Annotated in this window: 13 protein-coding genes; 12 read left to right on the plus strand and 1 reads right to left on the minus strand. The window is 41.0% G+C overall.

Features of this window, described 5'->3' with window-relative positions; genetic code table 11:
- From LPB86_RS10225 to LPB86_RS10255, 7 genes are all read left to right on the plus strand, one after another.
- Positions 1–1,170 (plus strand): aspartyl protease family protein, encoded by a 1,170-nt coding sequence (locus LPB86_RS10225; RefSeq protein ID WP_230643219.1) that lies wholly within the window; start codon positions 1–3, stop codon positions 1,168–1,170.
- Entirely contained in the window at positions 1,167–2,567 is a 1,401-nt protein-coding gene (locus tag LPB86_RS10230; RefSeq protein ID WP_230643222.1) for a TlpA disulfide reductase family protein, read from the plus strand. Before LPB86_RS10225 ends, LPB86_RS10230 begins: the two co-directional genes overlap by 4 nt.
- Positions 2,568–2,649: 82 nt before the next feature.
- The gene (locus LPB86_RS10235; protein ID WP_230643225.1) at positions 2,650–3,246 is read left to right on the plus strand and encodes an RNA polymerase sigma factor; all 597 of its coding nucleotides are present in this window, start codon (positions 2,650–2,652) and stop codon (positions 3,244–3,246) included.
- A 93-nt stretch (positions 3,247–3,339) separates the two neighbouring features.
- Positions 3,340–4,515 carry a FecR family protein gene (locus LPB86_RS10240; RefSeq protein ID WP_230643228.1) on the plus strand — a complete coding sequence of 392 codons (1,176 nt, stop codon included), beginning with the start codon at positions 3,340–3,342 and terminating at the stop codon, positions 4,513–4,515.
- 256 nt (positions 4,516–4,771) lie between these two features.
- A complete protein-coding gene (locus LPB86_RS10245; protein ID WP_230643231.1) occupies positions 4,772–8,314 on the plus strand; it encodes a SusC/RagA family TonB-linked outer membrane protein in 3,543 nt (1,180 codons plus the stop codon).
- 33 nt (positions 8,315–8,347) lie between these two features.
- Positions 8,348–9,736 (plus strand): RagB/SusD family nutrient uptake outer membrane protein, encoded by a 1,389-nt coding sequence (locus LPB86_RS10250; protein ID WP_230643234.1) that lies wholly within the window; start codon positions 8,348–8,350, stop codon positions 9,734–9,736.
- A 1-nt stretch (position 9,737) separates the two neighbouring features.
- Positions 9,738–10,868 carry a TlpA disulfide reductase family protein gene (locus tag LPB86_RS10255; RefSeq protein ID WP_230643237.1) on the plus strand — a complete coding sequence of 377 codons (1,131 nt, stop codon included), beginning with the start codon at positions 9,738–9,740 and terminating at the stop codon, positions 10,866–10,868.
- A gap of 67 nt (positions 10,869–10,935) precedes the next feature.
- Here LPB86_RS10255 and LPB86_RS10260 read toward each other — a convergent pair whose 3' ends face one another.
- Positions 10,936–11,133 (minus strand): hypothetical protein, encoded by a 198-nt coding sequence (locus LPB86_RS10260; RefSeq protein WP_230643239.1) that lies wholly within the window; start codon positions 11,131–11,133, stop codon positions 10,936–10,938.
- A gap of 555 nt (positions 11,134–11,688) precedes the next feature.
- Here LPB86_RS10260 and LPB86_RS10265 point away from each other — a divergent pair.
- From LPB86_RS10265 to LPB86_RS10285, 5 genes are all read left to right on the plus strand, one after another.
- Positions 11,689–12,273: an RNA polymerase sigma factor gene (locus tag LPB86_RS10265; RefSeq protein WP_230643243.1), complete on the plus strand. Its 585-nt coding sequence runs from the start codon at positions 11,689–11,691 to the stop codon at positions 12,271–12,273.
- A gap of 43 nt (positions 12,274–12,316) precedes the next feature.
- Positions 12,317–12,910 (plus strand): RNA polymerase sigma factor, encoded by a 594-nt coding sequence (locus LPB86_RS10270; protein WP_230643246.1) that lies wholly within the window; start codon positions 12,317–12,319, stop codon positions 12,908–12,910.
- A 92-nt stretch (positions 12,911–13,002) separates the two neighbouring features.
- Positions 13,003–14,127, plus strand: a complete 1,125-nt coding sequence (locus LPB86_RS10275) for a FecR family protein (protein ID WP_230643249.1) — start codon at positions 13,003–13,005, stop codon at positions 14,125–14,127.
- 189 nt (positions 14,128–14,316) lie between these two features.
- On the plus strand, positions 14,317–17,826 hold the full coding sequence (locus tag LPB86_RS10280; protein WP_230643252.1) for a SusC/RagA family TonB-linked outer membrane protein: 3,510 nt from the start codon (positions 14,317–14,319) through the stop codon (positions 17,824–17,826).
- 20 nt (positions 17,827–17,846) lie between these two features.
- The gene (locus LPB86_RS10285; RefSeq protein ID WP_230643255.1) at positions 17,847–19,280 is read left to right on the plus strand and encodes a RagB/SusD family nutrient uptake outer membrane protein; all 1,434 of its coding nucleotides are present in this window, start codon (positions 17,847–17,849) and stop codon (positions 19,278–19,280) included.
- Positions 19,281–19,293: the final 13 nt, after the last annotated feature.

The following is a 19,293-nucleotide window of genomic DNA, read 5'->3' on the forward strand; positions in this document are numbered from 1 at the left end:
ATGAAGTTCATCCTTGTGTTTTGTGTACTGTTTATGAGTTTTTGTGCCTTTGCACAACAGAAGATTGCACAGCAGGTAATAACCCGATCTGCAAGTATGGTATTTATCAAAATTAGCGTAAATGGCAGCCAAGAACTTAACTTTTTGTTCGACTCCGGTGCAGCTACTACAGTTGTTGATGCTAAAACTGCAGCCTCAATTGGATTGGTAACAGGAAACGGAAGCATTTGTGTTAATTCTTCCGCTGGTACTGCAGCAAATTACCCTACTTTTTCTAATCCCGCATACGCGTTGGGCAATGCGAGGTTCAGTGCAGCTACCGGTCTAACCACAGATCTTTCTGGTTTTACCAAAATCTTTGGATTACAGGTAGATGGCATAGTAGGTCAGGATTTATTGAAAAATTATAGTGTAGAGCTGGATCTTGATAAAAACTGCATTAACGTTTATGATGGCCAGTTGGAAAACTGGTATGCCGACAATGTACAAAAGTTACCCTTCACCTTAAAAAATGGTACACCAAGGATCACACTAAGCCTGGTGATGAATAATAAATCAGTGCCCGGAACTTACCTTTTTGATACAGGTGCCGCGGCGGCGCTTTCCTGTAATGCTTATTTTAATCAGCTAAACAGTTTACAAGCTCAGGTTAAAAGCCCTAGCACAACGGCTTCATTAGATATTTCTGGTCAAAAAACAGAAAGTACAATTGGGCAGGTTGATGGAGTAACAATTGGTAAATACGCGTTAAAAAATACAGCGGTTTCCATAAGTAAGGCTGAGTATCCGCTGCCAACTGCTGACGCTGGTTTATTGGGTATGGGGCTTATTGGTCGGTTTAACATTTTATTTGACAATAAAGGAGGCACAATTTCCATTAGTCCTAATAAAACCTTTAACGATCCCTTTGTACCAATATATCAGCTGGGCATTGGTTTAAGTTGGAATGGTGGTGCCATATTTTCCATAAGTAATCTACGTAACGATGCAATTGCCTATCAATCCGGATTGCGAAATGGTGATGTTATTGAAAAGGTAAACGGCCAAATCCCTGCAGTAATCAATGATCTGTACCAGGATTTAAAAAAGTTGGGTACCATGGATTTAAAGATTGAAGTAAAAAGGGATGGTAAGCCATATACAATTATCTTAAAAAAGTTAATCTCATGATCAAATTAAAACTAATGTTGTCTTTCTTTTTGCTTGCCTCTGCTCTGCAGCTTTATGCTCAGCAGGTTACCATTAAGCAACTGGCTGCAAATGAAAAAACAGCCGGATTCTTTGTTGAGGTATATGGCCAGAAAGGAAAGGTATTGTCTACATCACTTAAATATGATACGACAGGTAAAACCAGCCTTGCCGCTCCTGAACAGGCACAGCTGTATTGGATAGATAACCAGCCCTATTATCTGTTTGAAAACGATAAGGTAGAGATTACCCTGCCAGAAAAGAAAACCGCTGCAGTTTTGCGTTCGGAGGAATTAGCCCTTGCCGATGGATTACAAATCAAAGGTAAACACGCTGCCGAGAACCTGCTGATCAATACCCTATACAGGGAGTGGAGCAGTTACAGTAAGAAATTTGGACAAGATACAACATCAAAAGCAGTTGCCGCACTTGAGCAAACAACACAAAACATAGCCTTACTAATTGCCAAAACCACAAAAAACCAGGAACTCCTGGGGCTGGCAAAATTCATCAACAATATGAGATCCCTGGAAAACAGGTTGCAGTTTTTAAACCGGAGTAACAATGCAGGCGTAACCGCTTCTTTTTATGCGTTAGCAGATCAAATTGACCTGGATGCAGGGTACCTGGCGCTTTTTAAAGACATTTCCATCAGAGGTTTTTTAGCCAGCTATTACAAGTTTGTCAAATTAAGGGATGGAGGAAACATACATGATCGGGCATTGTCAGATAACGCTTCTACGGAACGCATGTTGTACTTTTTAAACAAAACGAACAACCAGCGTTTGCTATCGACAGAAGTGGCCCAGGCTATTGTCTACCATTTGTCGCTTTACGGACTGGACAATGAGCTGCAAAAGGTAATTGCCCTGGCCAGAAATAAAATTACAGACCAGGCCATTTTAAACACCATCAATAGCAATGAAACTAATTACAAAGCTGTTGCAGCAAGAGTTTCCGCACCAGAATTTGAATTACCCGATGCAGATGGCAAACTTGTTCGTTTGTCTGATTTTAAAGGCAAAGTGGTAGCCATAGACGTATGGGCTACCTGGTGCATTCCATGTATGCAATCTTTGCCTAAATTTCTGGCACTGCGTGAAAAGTATAAAGACAACAAAAATATTTCATTCATCAGCATTTCTATAGATGATGCCGCTGCTAAAAATAAATGGCTTGCATTTTTGAAAGCGAAAAATATGCAGGGCATAGACCTGCATGCAGGCGCAGGAAGAACCAGTGGCTTTGAAAAGGATTATGTAGTTACAGGGATACCCCGATATATATTGATCGATAAAAATGGAAAAATTATTGCCAGCCATGCCGTAGCGGCTTCTGAGCCGGAATATGAAAAGCTGATACTATCGGCAATGAAATAGAAATTGAAGCTTTGACTGATATTTAATTGAATTCAGGTGTATTCCCGGCAATTGAGTATGTTTGTAAAAAGCATAATTCTTAATGTCATTCAAAGCCCTGGAAAGAGAAACCGAATTGCTGGTGCGACTTGCACGGGGGGATGAACGTGCGTTTGAAATACTTTATTACCACTATAGTCCACGATTGTTTCCCTTTGTAGATAAAATGGTGCGCAACCGCCGTATTACAGAAGAAATTATCCAGGATGTGTTTATGCTCTTGTGGACAAACCGTTCTCATATCGCTACTGTACAGCATCCAACATCTTACATATTTAGCATTGCGAGCCATAAAACACTTGATTACCAGCGAAAAATTGCCAGTGACAAACGCTTACTTGAGAAAGTGGTAGCTTCGGCCATTGAATTTCAAAATGAAACCGAAGAACAACTTATTTACAAAGAAAGCGCTGCATTAATTAAACAGGCAGTCGCCACGCTTCCCGAACGGCGCAGGATGATTTATGAACTGAGCAGGATCGAGGGGCTTAATCACGACCAAATCGCTGAAAGGCTCGGAATCTCCAGAAGTACGGTGGCTAATCAAATGGTTAGCGCACTGAAGTATATCCGCTCTTTTTTGGAAAAGCGGTCTGGAGTTTTTTCCTATGCCATTTTCTTTTTTCTTACCAGCAAGTAGAGATTGGCTGTTAGCAATATTTATTTTATAAAAAATCTTTAATGTGAATAGTAGTAGAGTGCCTTTGCTACGTCTTATCCTTAAAAGAGCAAAATGACATCCGAACCCACACCCATAGCAGTGCTTTTTAAAAAATTGGCTGACAATACAGCAACTGCCCAGGAAATTGAGCAGTATTATCAGCTTGTAAATAAGCCAGAATTGGAATTGGAAATTAAAGAACTGATGTCTGCAGCGCTCAATGCTCAAGACCTTGGCCAAACTACAGAAGTGGAAAGGATTGATCGTGTTTATTTTGAACTCTATAATGAAATTACAAGTAAGGAGGGCAAAAGCGCCAAAGTGGGGCTACGATTATGGTTGCGTATTGCTGCTGTAGCCGCTGTAGTTGCCTTAACTTTTATTGGCATCTATTTTTATAACAACTGGATATCATATCACAATTCTCAACTGGCAATGCAAAAAGTTGCACCAGGAAAAGTTGGTGCTACGTTGACCTTAGCCAATGGGAAAAAGATCAGGTTAAGCGATGTGAGCCGCGGTGAAATTGCCAGAGAAGCAGGTATCAGCGTAACTAAAACTGCCGAAGGCCAATTGGTTTACGAAATCAAATCAAATGAAAATGGCCGTAATGATGTTAATACGCTAAGTACAGCTAAAGGAGAAACTTACGTTGTGACCCTTCCCGATAAGTCTAAAGTTTGGTTGAATGCCGCATCCAGTTTAACATACACTGCGGGGCTTGTGAATAAGGGAATACGCAAAATTAAACTTTTGGGAGAAGCTTATTTTGAGATTTCTAAGGATAAAGAACATCCTTTCGTAGTAGAAAGTAACCATCAGCAAGTAGAAGTTCTGGGAACTCATTTTAATATAAATGCATATGGCGACGAATCTGCCATTTTAACTACACTGTTGGAAGGATCTGTAAAAGTAACTTCAGGCCAATATCTGCTGATACTAAAGCCTGGACTTCAGGCTATTAATAATGGGCGCAACGTTAAAGTAGCTGAGGCTGATCTAGAATCCGCAATAGATTGGATGAAGGGTGATTTTAACCTTGATGGTCTAAATTTTAAAGCTGCTATGCGCAAGATTGGACGTTGGTATGATCTGGAAGTGATTTATGATCAATCCGTATCTGATAATATCATGTCAGGAGGTTGGATCTCCAGGAATACTAAACTCTCTACAATACTAGAAGTTGTAGAACGGTCCGGACAAGTTCATTTTGAACTGAAAGGACGGAAACTGTATGTTTCCAAATAATTAACAAAACTATTTAACCTTAAATCAATTGGAGATGAAAAGACCTTTACACTAATATAAAAGCAAACCAGAAGTGAAGCACCTCTGGTTTGTGTTTGGAGACAATCAATAAATCAACTGTTTTAACCGCAGTTATGCCGACACTTTTCGACCGGTAAAGGCAAGCTGCATCATACCAAACTAAACGTAAATGTATCAAAAATATACTATAAAACCAGGTATAACACCTTCGTTATGCCATAAAATATGGCTAATTATGCGATTAACCACCATAATTATTTTAGCATCTCTTTTGCAGGTCAGCGCGGTAACCTTTGGCCAAAAAATTACGATTGATCAAAAGAACGTACCGTTGACCTCTTTATTTAAAGAGATCAGAAAACAGAGTGGATACAACTTTTATTATGACGGCAGCATCATCAAACCCGGAATTTTGGGCAGTGTAATTGTGTCCGATGCCTCAATAGAAGAAGCGTTAAAAAGCATGCTGGCTGATCTTCCGTTCAAGTATGAGATCAAAGACCGCACTGTTTTGATCACAAAGAAAGAAGATCCTTCTTTTCTGACAAACTTTATGAACCGTCTCTCGGAAATTGACATCTCAGGAAAAATCGTCGATGCAGAAACCGGCAATCCTTTGCCAGGAGCTACGGTTAGAATTAAAGGAACAAGGAATTTTGCCAATACACAAACCAATGGTGAGTTTAATCTGGATAATGTAAAGGAAAACGCGATATTGGTGATCAGTTATATCGGGTATAAAACCAAAGAGGTTCCGGTATCTGCAAATCCAGGTGTAATTCGTTTGGAAGCTGATTTAGCCACCCTCGACGAAGTTGGCGTTACGGTGAACACCGGGTACCAGCGCATCTCGCCACAGCAGGTAACAGGTGCGATATCCCAGATCGGCACTAAGGCGTTTGAGTCGCGGATCAGCACGGATTTGTTATCCGGATTACAGAACCGTCTTCCCGGATTGTTAATCAACAATGATATTCAATTCCAGGGAAATAACTTATTCCAAATCCGGGGTATCTCTACCATGACGGGTAATCCGAAACCACTGATTGTATTGGACGGTTACCCGACCGACCTTTCGCTCAATGACATCAACCCCAATGAAATAGAAAACGCAACCATCTTGAGGGATGCAGCGACCGCAGCCATCTACGGAGTCCGTGCTTCTAATGGGGTCATCATTATTGATCGGAAGAAGGGCGTAGCAGGTGATGCAAGAATTGCATTTCGTAGTACGCTAAGCTTAAGGCCACACGATAACTATAGCAAATTCAGATATGAGAAAGACGGATCAATCCAATTGAATTACTTTAGAAGCCGCGGGTATGGCACCAGTCTGCCCGGTTATATCACATCTGAAGAAACGGGTGCCCAGCCGTATTTAACGGGCTATTCGTCGGATGCAGCTGTAAACTTGCTGATAGACCAGTCGCTTGGCCGCATCACAGCAGCGCAGGCAGAACAAGGTTATGCAGATCTTGCATCCTATAACAATGCAGAAGATTATGAAAAGTATTTCCTGCGCAATGCCGTGACCCAACAATATAACTTAAACGTTTCAGGTGGTAGCAACAAAGCCTTGTATTACATTACAGGAAACTATCTGGGCAACAAGTTGAACCAGCAGAATAACGACAATCGCAAAGTTCAATTGTCCAGTCGGTTCAATTTGACCTTAAGCAAAAGACTTTCGGTAGAATTGCTGACCGATTACAATGAGACTATAGCCAATAGCGCGCCCATTCCGGACATTAGTAAAATATATGCTGACGAGCGATTTGCTGACGCGAATGGTAACCCGCTTCCTATTGTCGCCGGTTCTTCAAGAGCAGGAAGCAGGTTAACAGCTGCCACACTACTTAAGGGATTTGTGGATCAGCGAATGTACCCACTTACCGAGATGAATGAGGTGAATACGCGTCAGCGCATTGCTGATTACCGCGTCTCGGCCAACTTTAAATACAATATTGGCAAAGGCCTGGATTTATCATTTGGTGGGGTTTACGAAAGTTCAACTACCCAGCAGCGACGTATTGGTACCGAGAATTCTTCGATGACCAGAACCATTTTCAACAGGTTTATACAACCCGTTACCACCACAAATGCCTTGTTAACCTATAATTTGCCAAGAGGAGGTTACCTGCAGGAACAGGAATCACTTTTGCGCAGCTATACCACCCGTGCACAGTTAAATTACAATAAACAAATCTCTTCTGATCATTCCATTAATGCCATTTTAGGGGCAGAAGTTAGAAAAGGGGTAACAGAAGGTTCCAGGGCTGCCACTTTTGGTTACAATGACCAAACACTATTGCAACAGCCTACGGATTACAACAAACTTTTTAATTCAAGTACATCATTTAATACCAATTATATATACAATTCACAAGGCGTGCCGCTTGTATATACCGACCTTTTTGCACAAACCTTTAGTGACGATCGCTTTGTTTCGGGATATATGAATGCGGTATACAGTTATAAAAGCAGGTATTCCATGACTGGAAGTATCCGTATCGATCAGTCTAACCTGTTTGGTACAGACCCAAAGTACAAGTATAAACCATTATGGTCATTGGGGGCAGCCTGGAATATCGATCGTGAAAACTTTATGAAAGAGGTAACCTGGGTGGATGCACTTAAATTGCGTATGGCCCGTGGCTTTAATGGAAATATCTCCAAAGCCAGTCTTCCGCAAGTAGTTGCTCAATATGCTTTAAACGATGTGACACTCCCGTCATACTCTTCTCTTACGCTTCTTACACCCGCAAACAGTGGACTGAGATGGGAGCAGACCGACAATTTTAACCTGGGATTGGACTTTACTATTTTCAGGAACATCTCAGGGAGTATGGATTATTATCGTAAGAAAAGTACAGACGTACTTGGGAACCTGGACATAGATCCGTTTAAAGGAGTTACTCCTGCCCTGGTAAACCTGGCCAGTATCAGTAATAAAGGAATTGAGTTTACGCTGAATTCCGATTGGCTTAAGAGAGGGAAATTAAACTGGAATTCCGGATGGGTTGTTTCGTATAATACAAGTAAAGTATTAGAGGCCTATATCCCCCAAGCTTCCATTCCACAGTTTAGTTCTCAGGCTTTGCCAACTGTGTCTTCACAAGCTGTAATTACTGCTGCGGCAGGAGGGTATATGAAGGGCGAGCCAGTGGGTAATATTTATAGTTACCGTTATGCAGGTATAAATGCTGCCGGAGCTGCTTTGTATTACGACAGTAAAGGAAATCCAACTGTAATAACTAGTACCATAGATGAAGGTTACGGATCTTTAGATAGCCGCGGAACCTCTATTCCAGCACTAAATATGGGCTTGAGCAACCGGTTGGATATTGGCAATTTTTACCTGTATGCTATGGTTAATTACTATGGCGGATTTGTGGTAAGGACACCGCTTCCAAGTCCGATAGTGCCTCGCCCAATTGAAGGTGCCGGCAGTTATTGGAAAAAGGCAGGTGATGAGGCTACTGCAAGTTTGCCATCTGCAGCTTACATTAATACTTCGGGAGCTGCTTACCTGGCCAATTCAGACCGCTTTGTAATGAACGGTGCTTACCTCACCGTAGGTGATGTTACTCTTTCTTACAACTTGCGTGACCTTGCCCCATTGAAAAAGGCAGGCTTTAGCAATTTTGAAGTTAAGCTGCAGGCCTCAAATATCTATACGGTAGGTTTTAACCCGGATAATTATAGTTTGGCCACGGGTAGCTACCTTAAAAAATATATTACGCCTACCTACACGTTAGGGATATTTACCAATTTTTAAAAATCAAGTATTCATATCATAAAAGAAAACGAAATGAAAACAAAATATATCTGCTTTCCCGTATTGCTGCTGTGTTTACTACTGGCCGCCTGCGACAAATTTTTGGATGTAGCACCCAAGGGAAAAACAACGCTAAACACAGTCAACGACTTTGACCTTTGGCTGGGTAACCGGTTTTTGGGCGAAATTAGCGGTATACCCCAAATTTGCTGGATGACAGACCATGCACAAAAGCTTCCATGGCGACCGGATGCGATTGCAGAAGGTGAAAGGGCCTATACCTGGGCCGAACAGTTGACAGATGCGAATGCAACTCCTAAAATGTTGTCGGGAGCCTACAACCACATTTATTATTTTAATACGGTATTGGAGAATGTAGATGCTGCTACAGGGGGCAGTGATCAAAAAAAGCGCCAACTGAAAGCAGAGGCTTTGCTGGGCAGGGCGAATGAATATTTTTACCTGTTAAACCTGTATGGCAAATCTTACAATGCTTCTACGGCGGCGAGTGATTTGGCAGTGCCTTTTGTAACATCGGCAGACGTAAATGTAGCCACCCCACCAAGGGCAACTGTGCAGCAAATGTATGACTACCTTATTGCTGATCTGAATGCGGCATTAGCGGATCTTCCGGCAGATAATGCTGCTAACCGTTTCCGCGGGTCGGTACATGCAGCTTATAGCGTATTGGCCAGGGTATATCTTTATATGCGAAATTATCCTGAAGCAGCAAAATACGCGGCACTTTCCCTGCAAAGACCGGGTGGCGCTGCGGTTACCAACTATAATGGTGTGGTTAGAGGGGTATTCCCAAGAAACACAAGGCTCAATGAGATGATTTATGCCCGTGGCAGTGATCCTACCTCAGGATCTCTTGTTAGTATGGGAGATTCTACATTTATTAAGAGCTACCCATCTACTGATTTGCGACTTGCTTTGACCTTTTACGAGGGCATCGCCTCCGCATTCAATTACAATACCGTAAAGCCGAGTGCAGGTGTGCGCTTCTCAGCAACCGCCAATGGATACTATGATGTTCCTGTAGGTACTTCGGTTCCCGAAATGAAATTAATTATTGCTGAAAATGCCGCGCGTAATAACGAGCTTACGAGCGCCCTTCAACAGCTGAATGACATACGTGTAAACCGTTTTTTAAGTGCAAATTATCAGGCACTTTCATCCAACAACCAGGAAGAAGTACTAGGTTGGGTATTGAGAGAAAGACGTTATGAAATGCCGATAAATGGGTTACGCTGGTTTGATATGCGCCGTTTGGATGCAGAAGGACGGATGCCCACAGTCACAAGGTTAGACCAGTCCAAGAAGGTGATTGCAACACTTCCTCCAGGAAGTCCTCGTTATACCCTTCAAATTCCGCTCAGTGCTATTGTGTATAACCCGGGTATGCCCATGAATCCATAATATGAAGAATATATTTCTGCTATCGGGATTGCTTTTGTTGGCTTTTTCCGCATCATCACAAGAGCATTTTAAAATCAACGGTAAATTAACAGGAGTTGATCAGAAGGCTAAAGTGTTCCTGACTTATCAGACAGATGGGGCATCCAAAACAGATTCGGCGCTTTTAACAACTGGAGAATTTAGCTTTACCGGAACCGTATCCATACCCACCAGGGCTACGCTTGAAGTAAAAATTCCTGGGCCGTTAAATGTTAAGTTGGGTCCCAAAAAACCGGTGTTCTATGATTTTCAGGTTTTCTTTTTGGAAAGAGGTAACATTACTGTGAAGGGGAGCAATATGAAAACAGCCCTGATTACCGGTGGCAAGACCCAGCAGGAATTTACAAATTTAAATGTTACACTTAACCCTTTACATGCCAGGAGTGCTGTGTATTCAGGGAAGCTAGGAGAGTTGTGGCGAAGCTCGGATACAACAGGCCGGGCGGCACTATTTGCCGCATCCAGTGCCATAAGCTTAAATGTATCTAACAAAGAGGAAGAGTTTATCAGGACCAATCCCAATTCTTATCTCAGCCTGAGCTTGCTGCAGTTAAAGATGAATTACATGGAACCTGCTAAATTTAAGTCTTTTTACAACGGACTTTCGGCACAGATAAAGGAGACTGATGTTGGAAAAGGTATGGCATCAAGGATGGAGATTGCTTTGAAAACAGGTATTGGGAGCCCTGCTATCGATTTCACGCAGAATACTTCGGATCAAAAACCTTTTACGCTTTCGTCTTTAAAAGGGAAATACGTCCTTATTGATTTCTGGGCAAGCTGGTGTGGGCCCTGCAGGGGAGAAAATCCCCATCTAGTGACGGCTTACCATGATTTTAAAGATAAGAACTTTGAAATTGTAAGCATTTCTTTGGATGAGAAAAAGGACCGCTGGCTTGCTGCCATTCAACAAGATAATATGTCCTGGATACAGGTAAGCGATTTGAAAGGTTGGTACAATGAAGTAGCTGTCGCTTATGGCATACGCGCTATTCCCCGGAATTTCCTGATTGATCCAAATGGGATCATTATCGCTAAAAACTTAAGAGGTGAAGAAGTAGAGAAAAAACTGAAAGAAATTCTTGAAAAGTAATTACATCTAAAGTTAAATTCAGGATAAAAATGCTGTCTCCCGTTTTTAGGGAGACAGTATTTTTTATTTAATAGTTGTTAACGAGGAAGCTGCCTGGAATTGCAGTTCCCGTTCCACCAATAGTACCTCTCAAAACAAGCGTTTGGTTTTTAGAAAGTTTAGCTGCTAAGGCATTTAGGGTAAAGCTGGTAATTAATACACCTGTTGCCGCATTTTTGATGTCTACAAAATAGCTTACTGGATCTACAGACTTTGCCCTGATCATTTTAAAGTCTGTAAGCTAACAGAATTGAGGTTATAGATTTGGTCATCAATGAATTTTAATTAACTTAGTGCTTTCAAAAAGCCAATTCTGGCATTCTTTACCACATAGGGTAGAGGTTTTTGCATTTATTTCTTACAAAAGTTTAGGCTGGCGCTATAGCGTGCCCGGAGTGTGTTCGTACTGTGTCCGGATCTATACCGCAGATTTTACAAATCTTGGCCGAATACTGAACGCACATTAATCGGGTGGATCCGAACAATAGCCGGAGAATACCCGGACAATAGCCGAAGAATAGCCGAAGAATTTACGAACGCAGTCCGAATGCATCCCGAACGCAACCTGTACTTTTCCTCTCATGTGTTTGATTTATCCCGTCCTGATATAGCTTGTGTTTAGAATCCTACTAACTATACAGGGTAATTATTGATCGGACTACGACTCTCCATAGATGATTTCCACTAATATAGTAAATTTTTATATGTTTATATGTTTTTGCTTAGGTTATGGTATTACCATGGGTAATAATTAACCTTTTTTAATTATAATTGCGGTTCTATGAGCACTTATGCCAAACTTTCTGATCTTGAACTTGCTGAATTGTTAAAAACTGGCGATGAAAGTGCATTTGCAGAAATATTTGTCCGGTATAACGCCCTGATTTTAAATTTTGCCTATAAAAAAACAGGTGATAAGGAGTTGTCTAAAGATTTAATGCAAGACGTATTTGTTCAGCTTTGGAACCGCCGTCTTAATTTTGAGCTTAAGCCAAGTTTAAGTAGTTACCTTTTTACCCTGATCTTGAATCTGGTAAGAAATTTATACAAACATCAGCAGGTTAAGGAACAGTATGTAGATCATCTGCATCAAATCATGAAGGAGGCAGACGAAGGTGAGATGGCCGACTACGCCATTAGAGAGAAAGACTTTCAACGGCTAATAGATAAAGAAATAGATGCACTTCCGCCACAAAGCAGGCAGGTTTTTATTTTGCGAAAAAAAGCATTCCTGACAAATAAAGAAGTTGCCTTACAAATGGGTTTGTCGGAGCAAACTGTAGAAACTCATATGAAAAATGCAGTGAAAAAACTCAAAGAGCGCCTGGGACCAGCGGTGTACCTCGTTCTACCTTTTTTTTTATAGCAAAATACTATAAATTTTTATAAATTGCCATTTCTTAGCGCCTATGGGAGAGTATCATAAATATGCTGATGAAGAACTCGCTGTTTTATTAAGCAATGAGGATCACTATGCCTTTAGTGAAATCTATGAGAGATACTGGGCTGTGTTGTTCCGTCATGCACGAAGAATACTAAAAGATGAAGACCAGGCTGCTGATTTAATTCAGGATCTTTTTGCAGCCATATGGACAAATGCCGCTGCGTTTGAGATTAAAACTTCCCTTTCAGCTTATTTATACTCAGGAGTACGGAACAGAATTCTAAAGCTGATTAGCCATGAAAAGGTAAAGAGTAGCTATTTATCAACTTTACCTGACTTTGCTGCAAAAGGGCACAGTAGTACAGACGAAATGATCAGGGAAAAAGAATTACAACTTCAAATTGAACGGGAAATTGCGCTTTTGCCTGAAAAGATGCGTGAAATCTTTGAGTTAAGCCGAAAAGCACACCTGAGTTATAAGGAAATCGCTGATCAAATTAATATTTCTGAAGGAACGGTAAAAAAACAAGTGTATAATGCGCTAAAAGTCCTCCGAATGAAACTGGGTTCGTTTTTCTTTTTAACGGTGATGCATATTATTCTGTTAATTGGCAATTAGCGAGGATTGTAATTTTAAAAATATTTTAAAGTCATCTACCACTTGGCCACAGGTTAAGGGTCATATCTTAAAACAGCCCATTCAAGATAACGATGACTGAACAAGAAGGAAAAGTTTTACTGCAAAAATACGAGCGCAACCAGTGTACGCCAGAAGAAAAGGCCTTGGTGGAAAGCTGGTATAACGAACTTGTTTCCAATACAGAAGACATGCAGGGCAATCCTGATTACGAGAGTTGGTACAAGCGTATTAAAGCTGATCTTCCTATTGCTGTACCTGCTAAGCCGTTAAAAATAATACTTTGGCCAAAATTAGCAATTGCGGCTTCTATTGTTGTGGTGATTGGTCTCGGATTATATTTTTATCCGGCTTCTCAAAATGAGGTAGTTGATATTGAGCCTGGCACCAATACCGCAACACTGACTTTAAGTAACGGTAAAACTATCCGGCTTACTGCAGCTCTTAATGGTAAGTTGGCAGCGCAGGCAGGTGTTTCAATTTCAAAGTCGGGTAGCGGACAGCTGGTTTATGAATTGGCTGCTTCAGATTCCCAGGCTAATGGATCCAAAACTGCCTATAATACATTAACGACAGCGAATGCCGAGTCTTACAGCATCAAACTCTCTGATGGTACGGTAATCACATTAAATGCGGCTACTAAAATTAAATTTCCAACTTCATTTTCCCGCCTCAAGAAACGTATTATTGAGCTTGAAGGTGAGGCATATTTTGAGGTTAATCACGATGCTGAACACCCCTTTCTGGTCCATACCAAAGATCAGCGTGTTGAAGATCTCGGCACAGAATTTAATATCAATGCGTATTCGGATGATGCCACGCTGGTAACTACATTGGTGGAAGGTTCTGCAAAAGTCTCTGTAGGTACGGGGCCCACCAATGGAGTAGTTTTAAAGCCCGGTCAGCAGACCATACTAACTAACAGTACAATGAGGGTGGCACAGGCAAATATGAGTGAAGTTACTGCATGGAAGGATAAACTATTCAAATTTAAAAAGGCAAGGTTGGAAGACATCCTTCTTCAGGTGGCCAGGTGGTACAATGTATCAGTAAGCTATGAAAGCCAGGCATTAAAAAACCGAAGGTTCAGTGGTTCCATTTCCAGATTTTCTACGGTAAGCAAAGTGCTGGAGAAGTTAGAAATTGCCGGGGACATTCACTTTAAAATTGAAGGGAGGAGGATCATTGTAAAGGATTAAACTATTCCAATAAATGAGCCAAAAAAACTAAAGCCCCGATTCGTGGTCGGGGCTCCAAAATTGCTGGCTTTGTTTATAATCATTGCGCTAAACAACCTTTTATCAACCAAACCAAACACGTAAATGTATAAAATTTTTACAAGATTTTTATGCAGCCCGCCCGGCTGTATTTATAAAACCATAGTGGTCATGAAAATAACGATCGCTTTATTGATAGCTGCAACATTACAGGTAAGTGCAACTACATATGCGCAACAGGTTAGCCTGTCTAAAAATAACATAATGCTCTCCGATGTTTTTGAAGAGATTTATAAACAAACTGGTTATACCGTGGTTTGGAACTCAGACCAGCTAGACGACGCATTCCGTATGGATGTTAAATTTGATAAAAGTCCATTGAAAGAAGTGATCGCCTACTGCTTAATAGGTAAAAATTTGGCTTTTGAGATCAGGGATAACACGATTATCATAAGAGCAGCCCCGGAGCCAAAAAAGCGTTCTTTTATAGAGAGACTTACGGCTTCTTTATCAGCTATTGATGTGCATGGACATGTTTATGATGATCAGGGAAAACCACTTGTAGGAGCGACAGTAGCCATAAAAGGAACAAGGCAGTCGGTTAAAACTGTAGAAAACGGAGGATTTATATTGCTAAATGTTAGTGAGAAAGCAGTGTTAACTGTCTCATTTGTGGGGTATAAAACTTCAGATTTTGCGCTTAATGGAAGCGCCTACCCTGTTATCAATTTAAAGCCGGCTGTTCAGCAACTGGAGGAATTTAGTGTGGTTAATACCGGATATCAGCAATTGCCAAAGGAAAGAGCCACGGGTTCCTTTACGCAAATTACCAGGGAAATGATCAATAGGGCTGCCGGACCCGACATCTTAACAAGGCTGGAAGGCATCACCAATGGGCTCTTGTTTAATCGTACTGTAGCAACAGGTGAAAATGTGGAAGAGTTTAAACTGGAAAGCAGGGGAAGGGCAACTATTATGTCTGAGTCTTCACCGCTAATTGTTGTGGATAATTTTCCTTTTGAAGGTAATATCCGCGACATTAATCCAAACGATGTGGAGAGTGTGACCATCTTGAAAGATGCCGCTGCAGCGTCTATTTGGGGCGCCAGGGCAGGTAACGGCGTTATTGTAATTACAACCAGACAGGGCGCTTATAATAGAAAGGCAGAGGTGTCCTTCTCTACAAATGCAGCAGTAGTAGCAAAACCTGATCTTTTCTATGACAGGAATTTTATGCCTTCTCCATTAGTGATGCAAGTACAGAAGGAAAGGTTTTTACGTGGCGACTTTATTGGTGATGAAGCCGGTTTTCAGGCATTCTCTCCTTATGTAGAATTGTTGATTAAGCAACGTGATGGGAAGATTAGTGACAATGATTTCTTAAAAGAGGAAACGCGGATGAAAAATTCGGATATCAGGAATGATATTCTTAAATATTTGTACCAGAATGCACTGATGCGACAATATGCCCTAAATGTAAATGGTGGAAGTAATCAAAACAGGTATTATTTTTCAGCAGGATATGACAAAGGCAGAGATGCAATGGTAGGTGATGACAATCAAAGGCTTACATTGAATATTCAGAATACCTTTAAACCCTCAAAATCATTTGAATTAAACACAAGGTTCGGCTACAGTAGATCAAAGAATAATATGAATGCTTTTAACATCACTGACATTTCTAATGGCAATGCTGGATTGCAGCCGTATACCCGCTTGGTGGATGAGCAAGGAAATCCTGTTTCCCTCGATGTAAATCTCCGCTCGTCTATAACAGAGGCGACCGAAAAGATTGGTTTTTTGCCCTGGCAATACATTCCACTTGATGACGTAAAAATTTCTGATAACACGAGTGCGTCTACCATGCTGAATTTACAAGGTAGTATCCGTTATCAATTGACGGAAGGGATTAGTGCTGATGCTACTTATCAGTATTTAGAAACTAAAAATTCAAGTCGGCAGTACTTTTCGCCGGAGTCCTATTATGTTAGAAATCTGGTAAATAATTATAGGCAGGCCGACGGAAGCATGCCTATTCCCCATAACGGGATCTTAAATATGGCAAGCCCGGATGAAAATGTGCAGCATTCTGGAAGGGTACAGTTGAATGCACAAAAGCAGATAGAAGATCATGGAATGGTATTTTTAGCAGGTGCAGAAATTAGACAGTCCATTCAAGAGAGTTTTCCGGGATCTATTTTATATAATTATGATGAGCAACTGGGTGTGGGAACCGCGCGTATGGACTTCGTAAAAAGATATAAATTATATTCTTCCTGGGCAGATGCGACCATTCCAGGACCTGATGAAAGTATTTATTATAGAACCAACCGTTATCTTTCGTATTTTGGCAATGGCTCTTATACCTTCAAATCCAAATACATTCTAAGTGGGAGTGCAAGGTGGGATGGCTCTAACCTGTTTGGTGTTAAAACAAATCAGAAAGGTACCTTACTATGGTCGGCCGGCGCCAGTTGGTTACTTTCTTCAGAAAGTTTTTTTAAATCCGACTGTGTAGACAACCTTAGAATCAGGGCAACTTATGGAAGCAGTGGAAATGTAAATAAGGACGTATCCACCTTCACGGTAATTAACTATGCGGCGTCTGCTTACAGAGATCCTAACCTCGAAAGATATGCTAGCATCATTTCCCCTGGCAATCCTTCATTGAAATGGGAGAAAGTAAACACATTGAATTTTGGTTTGGATTGGTCTTTATTTAAAGGAAGGGTTAGTGGCGGCTTCGAATTTTTTGCTAAAAAAGCTGTGGATTTGATAGGAGATGCTTTTCTCCCGCCATCTACGGGCATTAATGATGCAAACTATCAAATCTACTCTTATCGGTATAACTATGCCTCTATCATGACAAAGGGGATTGACCTTCAGTTAACGACAAAAAATCTACAGGGCAATGTGAATTGGCAAACCACCTGGCTCTTTAATTATGCCAAGGATAAAGTTTTAAATTATTATAATACCCCTACATCAAATGGATTTACATACACTGGTTATTATGTTCCACTAGAAGTTGGACGCTCTGTATCTGGTATTTATGCGTTACCCTGGCATGGACTAGATCCAGCCAATGGTAAAGTAATAGTATATAAAGACGGGCAACGGACTTCAGATTATCTCGAATATGTTTACTCTGTAAAACCAGGTGACATGATTTATGCAGGAGTTACTGATCCTCCTTACTATGGGTCAATTTTGAATAATGTGGAGTGGAGGCGGTTTCAGTTGAGTGTATTGCTGACCTGGAAAGCTGGGTATGTGTATCGCAGAACATCTTTGTTTCCAGGTATGGAATACGCAATGAACCGAACTTATCATGCTGATGTATTGAATAAATGGCAAAAACCAGGAGATGAATTGTTTACGAATGTCCCGGCTGGTGGTGGTTTAAATGGATATGATCAGAACGAAGCGGCTGCTTATATGCAGTCTCAGGTGCTCATCTCAAAGGGGGATCATATAGCTGTGCAGGATGTGAATTTCAATTATACCTTTTTACCGGGAAAAAAAGCGAATCCATTTTTTAAGTCGGTAAGGCTTTATACCTACATACGTAACCTGGGCTTTTTATGGAAGGCAGACCGCAGTAGTGTAGACCCGCAATCACCCAATGCGAGATATCCGCAGCCCATTCAATACAACATGGGTTTACAGTGTACTTTTTAACAAAATACTAATCTTTAATTATGAAATGTTTACTATTTCAATATGTATTCCTTTTTCTGGTCATCTCACTGACCAGTTGTAGCAAGGATTTTCTGGAAGTCAAAGAACTAAAGAGTCTGCAAGTACCCAGTACGATTGCTGATTTTCAAGCCATAGTAGATTATGATTTTGGCTTCACCGGTTATTCTGCACATACCCTTGGCACAAACGGTGCTGATGAATATATTATTACTGATAGAAAATGGAATAGCCTGGCTTCAGATAATAACTTATATCTCAGGGATGTATATGGTTGGTCTAAGCGGATTGATATGATACAATATGAAAAAAGTCCGGATTGGAAACGCTCTTACTTTTATATCTTTTATGCAAATAACGCAATATCTGGTATCCAATCTATAACGCCTGCAGCCAGCGAACAAGCTGCATGGAACAATGTAAAAGGTACGGCGCTATTTTTTAGGGCCTTCCGTTATTACCACCTTGCACAGCAATATGCATTTCCGTATAAAAAGGCTGAAGATAGTCCGAATGGATTGCCGCTACGTTTGGAGCCCGATGTTACAATGACCGTTAAGCGTTCCTCAGTGCATGCTACTTATAAACAAATCCTCTCCGATGCATTAGAAAGCACAGAGTTGCTTCCAGTGCTCACAAAAAGGACAAATTACATCCGACCCGGCAAGGCTGCCGCTTACGCACTGGTTGCCAAGATTTATCTGATGATGGAAGAATATGAAAATGCCGCGCACTATGCAGATTTATGTCTGGCTCTTAGGGGTGGACTTATTGATTTTAATGCTATAGGGATTGATGATTTACCAATTGATGATTTCCCTTTTTCGCTCGATTATGGGGTGTCTAATCCTGAAGTAATCTACTATATTACCTCTGACCAGTCATATACCAATGCCCTGTACACGATTTCCGAAAATATGGCCACAATGGAACCCTCGCAAATGGCCTTATACGAACCTGGCGACTTGAGGGGCGATGTCTATTTCAGACCGTTCAGAGACATGGATGGCTATAGACACAGAATATATAAAGGTTCTTATGGGGTCTATGATATGTTTTCCGGGCTGGCAACAGACGAAATTTACCTCATACGCGCAGAATGTAATGCCCGGATCAACAGAATAGATAAAGCACTTCAGGATTTGAATCTGCTCTTGAAAAACAGGATCAGAACCAGTTTTTTTACAAATATTACTGAAACAGATCCAGAAAAATTATTGCAGATGATTATAAAGGAGAGAAGAAAAGAGCTTTTGTTTCGTGGCACACGATGGGAAGATCTCCGCAGGCTGAATAAAGAAGCAAGGTTTGCAAAAACTTTGGTAAGGGAAGTCGCCGGACAAAGATTTGAGCTTCCTCCCAATGATCCCCGCTATACCTGGCCCATTCCACAATCTGAAGTAGATGCCTCCGGTATTTTTCAAAATCCCAGATAACTAACAACACTAG

The organism is Pedobacter sp. MC2016-14 (genome assembly GCF_020991475.1).
In the GTDB taxonomy this organism is placed as follows: domain Bacteria; phylum Bacteroidota; class Bacteroidia; order Sphingobacteriales; family Sphingobacteriaceae; genus Pedobacter.

Coding starts and splice junctions, on each gene's coding strand:
- LPB86_RS10225 (WP_230643219.1), top strand. CDS start 1: ATGAAGTTCATCCTTGTGTTTTGTGTACTGTTTATGAGTTTTTGTGCC.
- LPB86_RS10275 (WP_230643249.1), top strand. CDS start 13,003: ATGACTGAACAAGAAGGAAAAGTTTTACTGCAAAAATACGAGCGCAAC.
- LPB86_RS10260 (WP_230643239.1), bottom strand. CDS start 11,133: ATGATCAGGGCAAAGTCTGTAGATCCAGTAAGCTATTTTGTAGACATC.
- LPB86_RS10270 (WP_230643246.1), top strand. CDS start 12,317: ATGGGAGAGTATCATAAATATGCTGATGAAGAACTCGCTGTTTTATTA.
- LPB86_RS10255 (WP_230643237.1), top strand. CDS start 9,738: ATGAAGAATATATTTCTGCTATCGGGATTGCTTTTGTTGGCTTTTTCC.
- LPB86_RS10250 (WP_230643234.1), top strand. CDS start 8,348: ATGAAAACAAAATATATCTGCTTTCCCGTATTGCTGCTGTGTTTACTA.
- LPB86_RS10235 (WP_230643225.1), top strand. CDS start 2,650: ATGTCATTCAAAGCCCTGGAAAGAGAAACCGAATTGCTGGTGCGACTT.
- LPB86_RS10230 (WP_230643222.1), top strand. CDS start 1,167: ATGATCAAATTAAAACTAATGTTGTCTTTCTTTTTGCTTGCCTCTGCT.
- LPB86_RS10285 (WP_230643255.1), top strand. CDS start 17,847: ATGAAATGTTTACTATTTCAATATGTATTCCTTTTTCTGGTCATCTCA.
- LPB86_RS10265 (WP_230643243.1), top strand. CDS start 11,689: ATGAGCACTTATGCCAAACTTTCTGATCTTGAACTTGCTGAATTGTTA.
- LPB86_RS10240 (WP_230643228.1), top strand. CDS start 3,340: ATGACATCCGAACCCACACCCATAGCAGTGCTTTTTAAAAAATTGGCT.
- LPB86_RS10280 (WP_230643252.1), top strand. CDS start 14,317: ATGAAAATAACGATCGCTTTATTGATAGCTGCAACATTACAGGTAAGT.
- LPB86_RS10245 (WP_230643231.1), top strand. CDS start 4,772: ATGCGATTAACCACCATAATTATTTTAGCATCTCTTTTGCAGGTCAGC.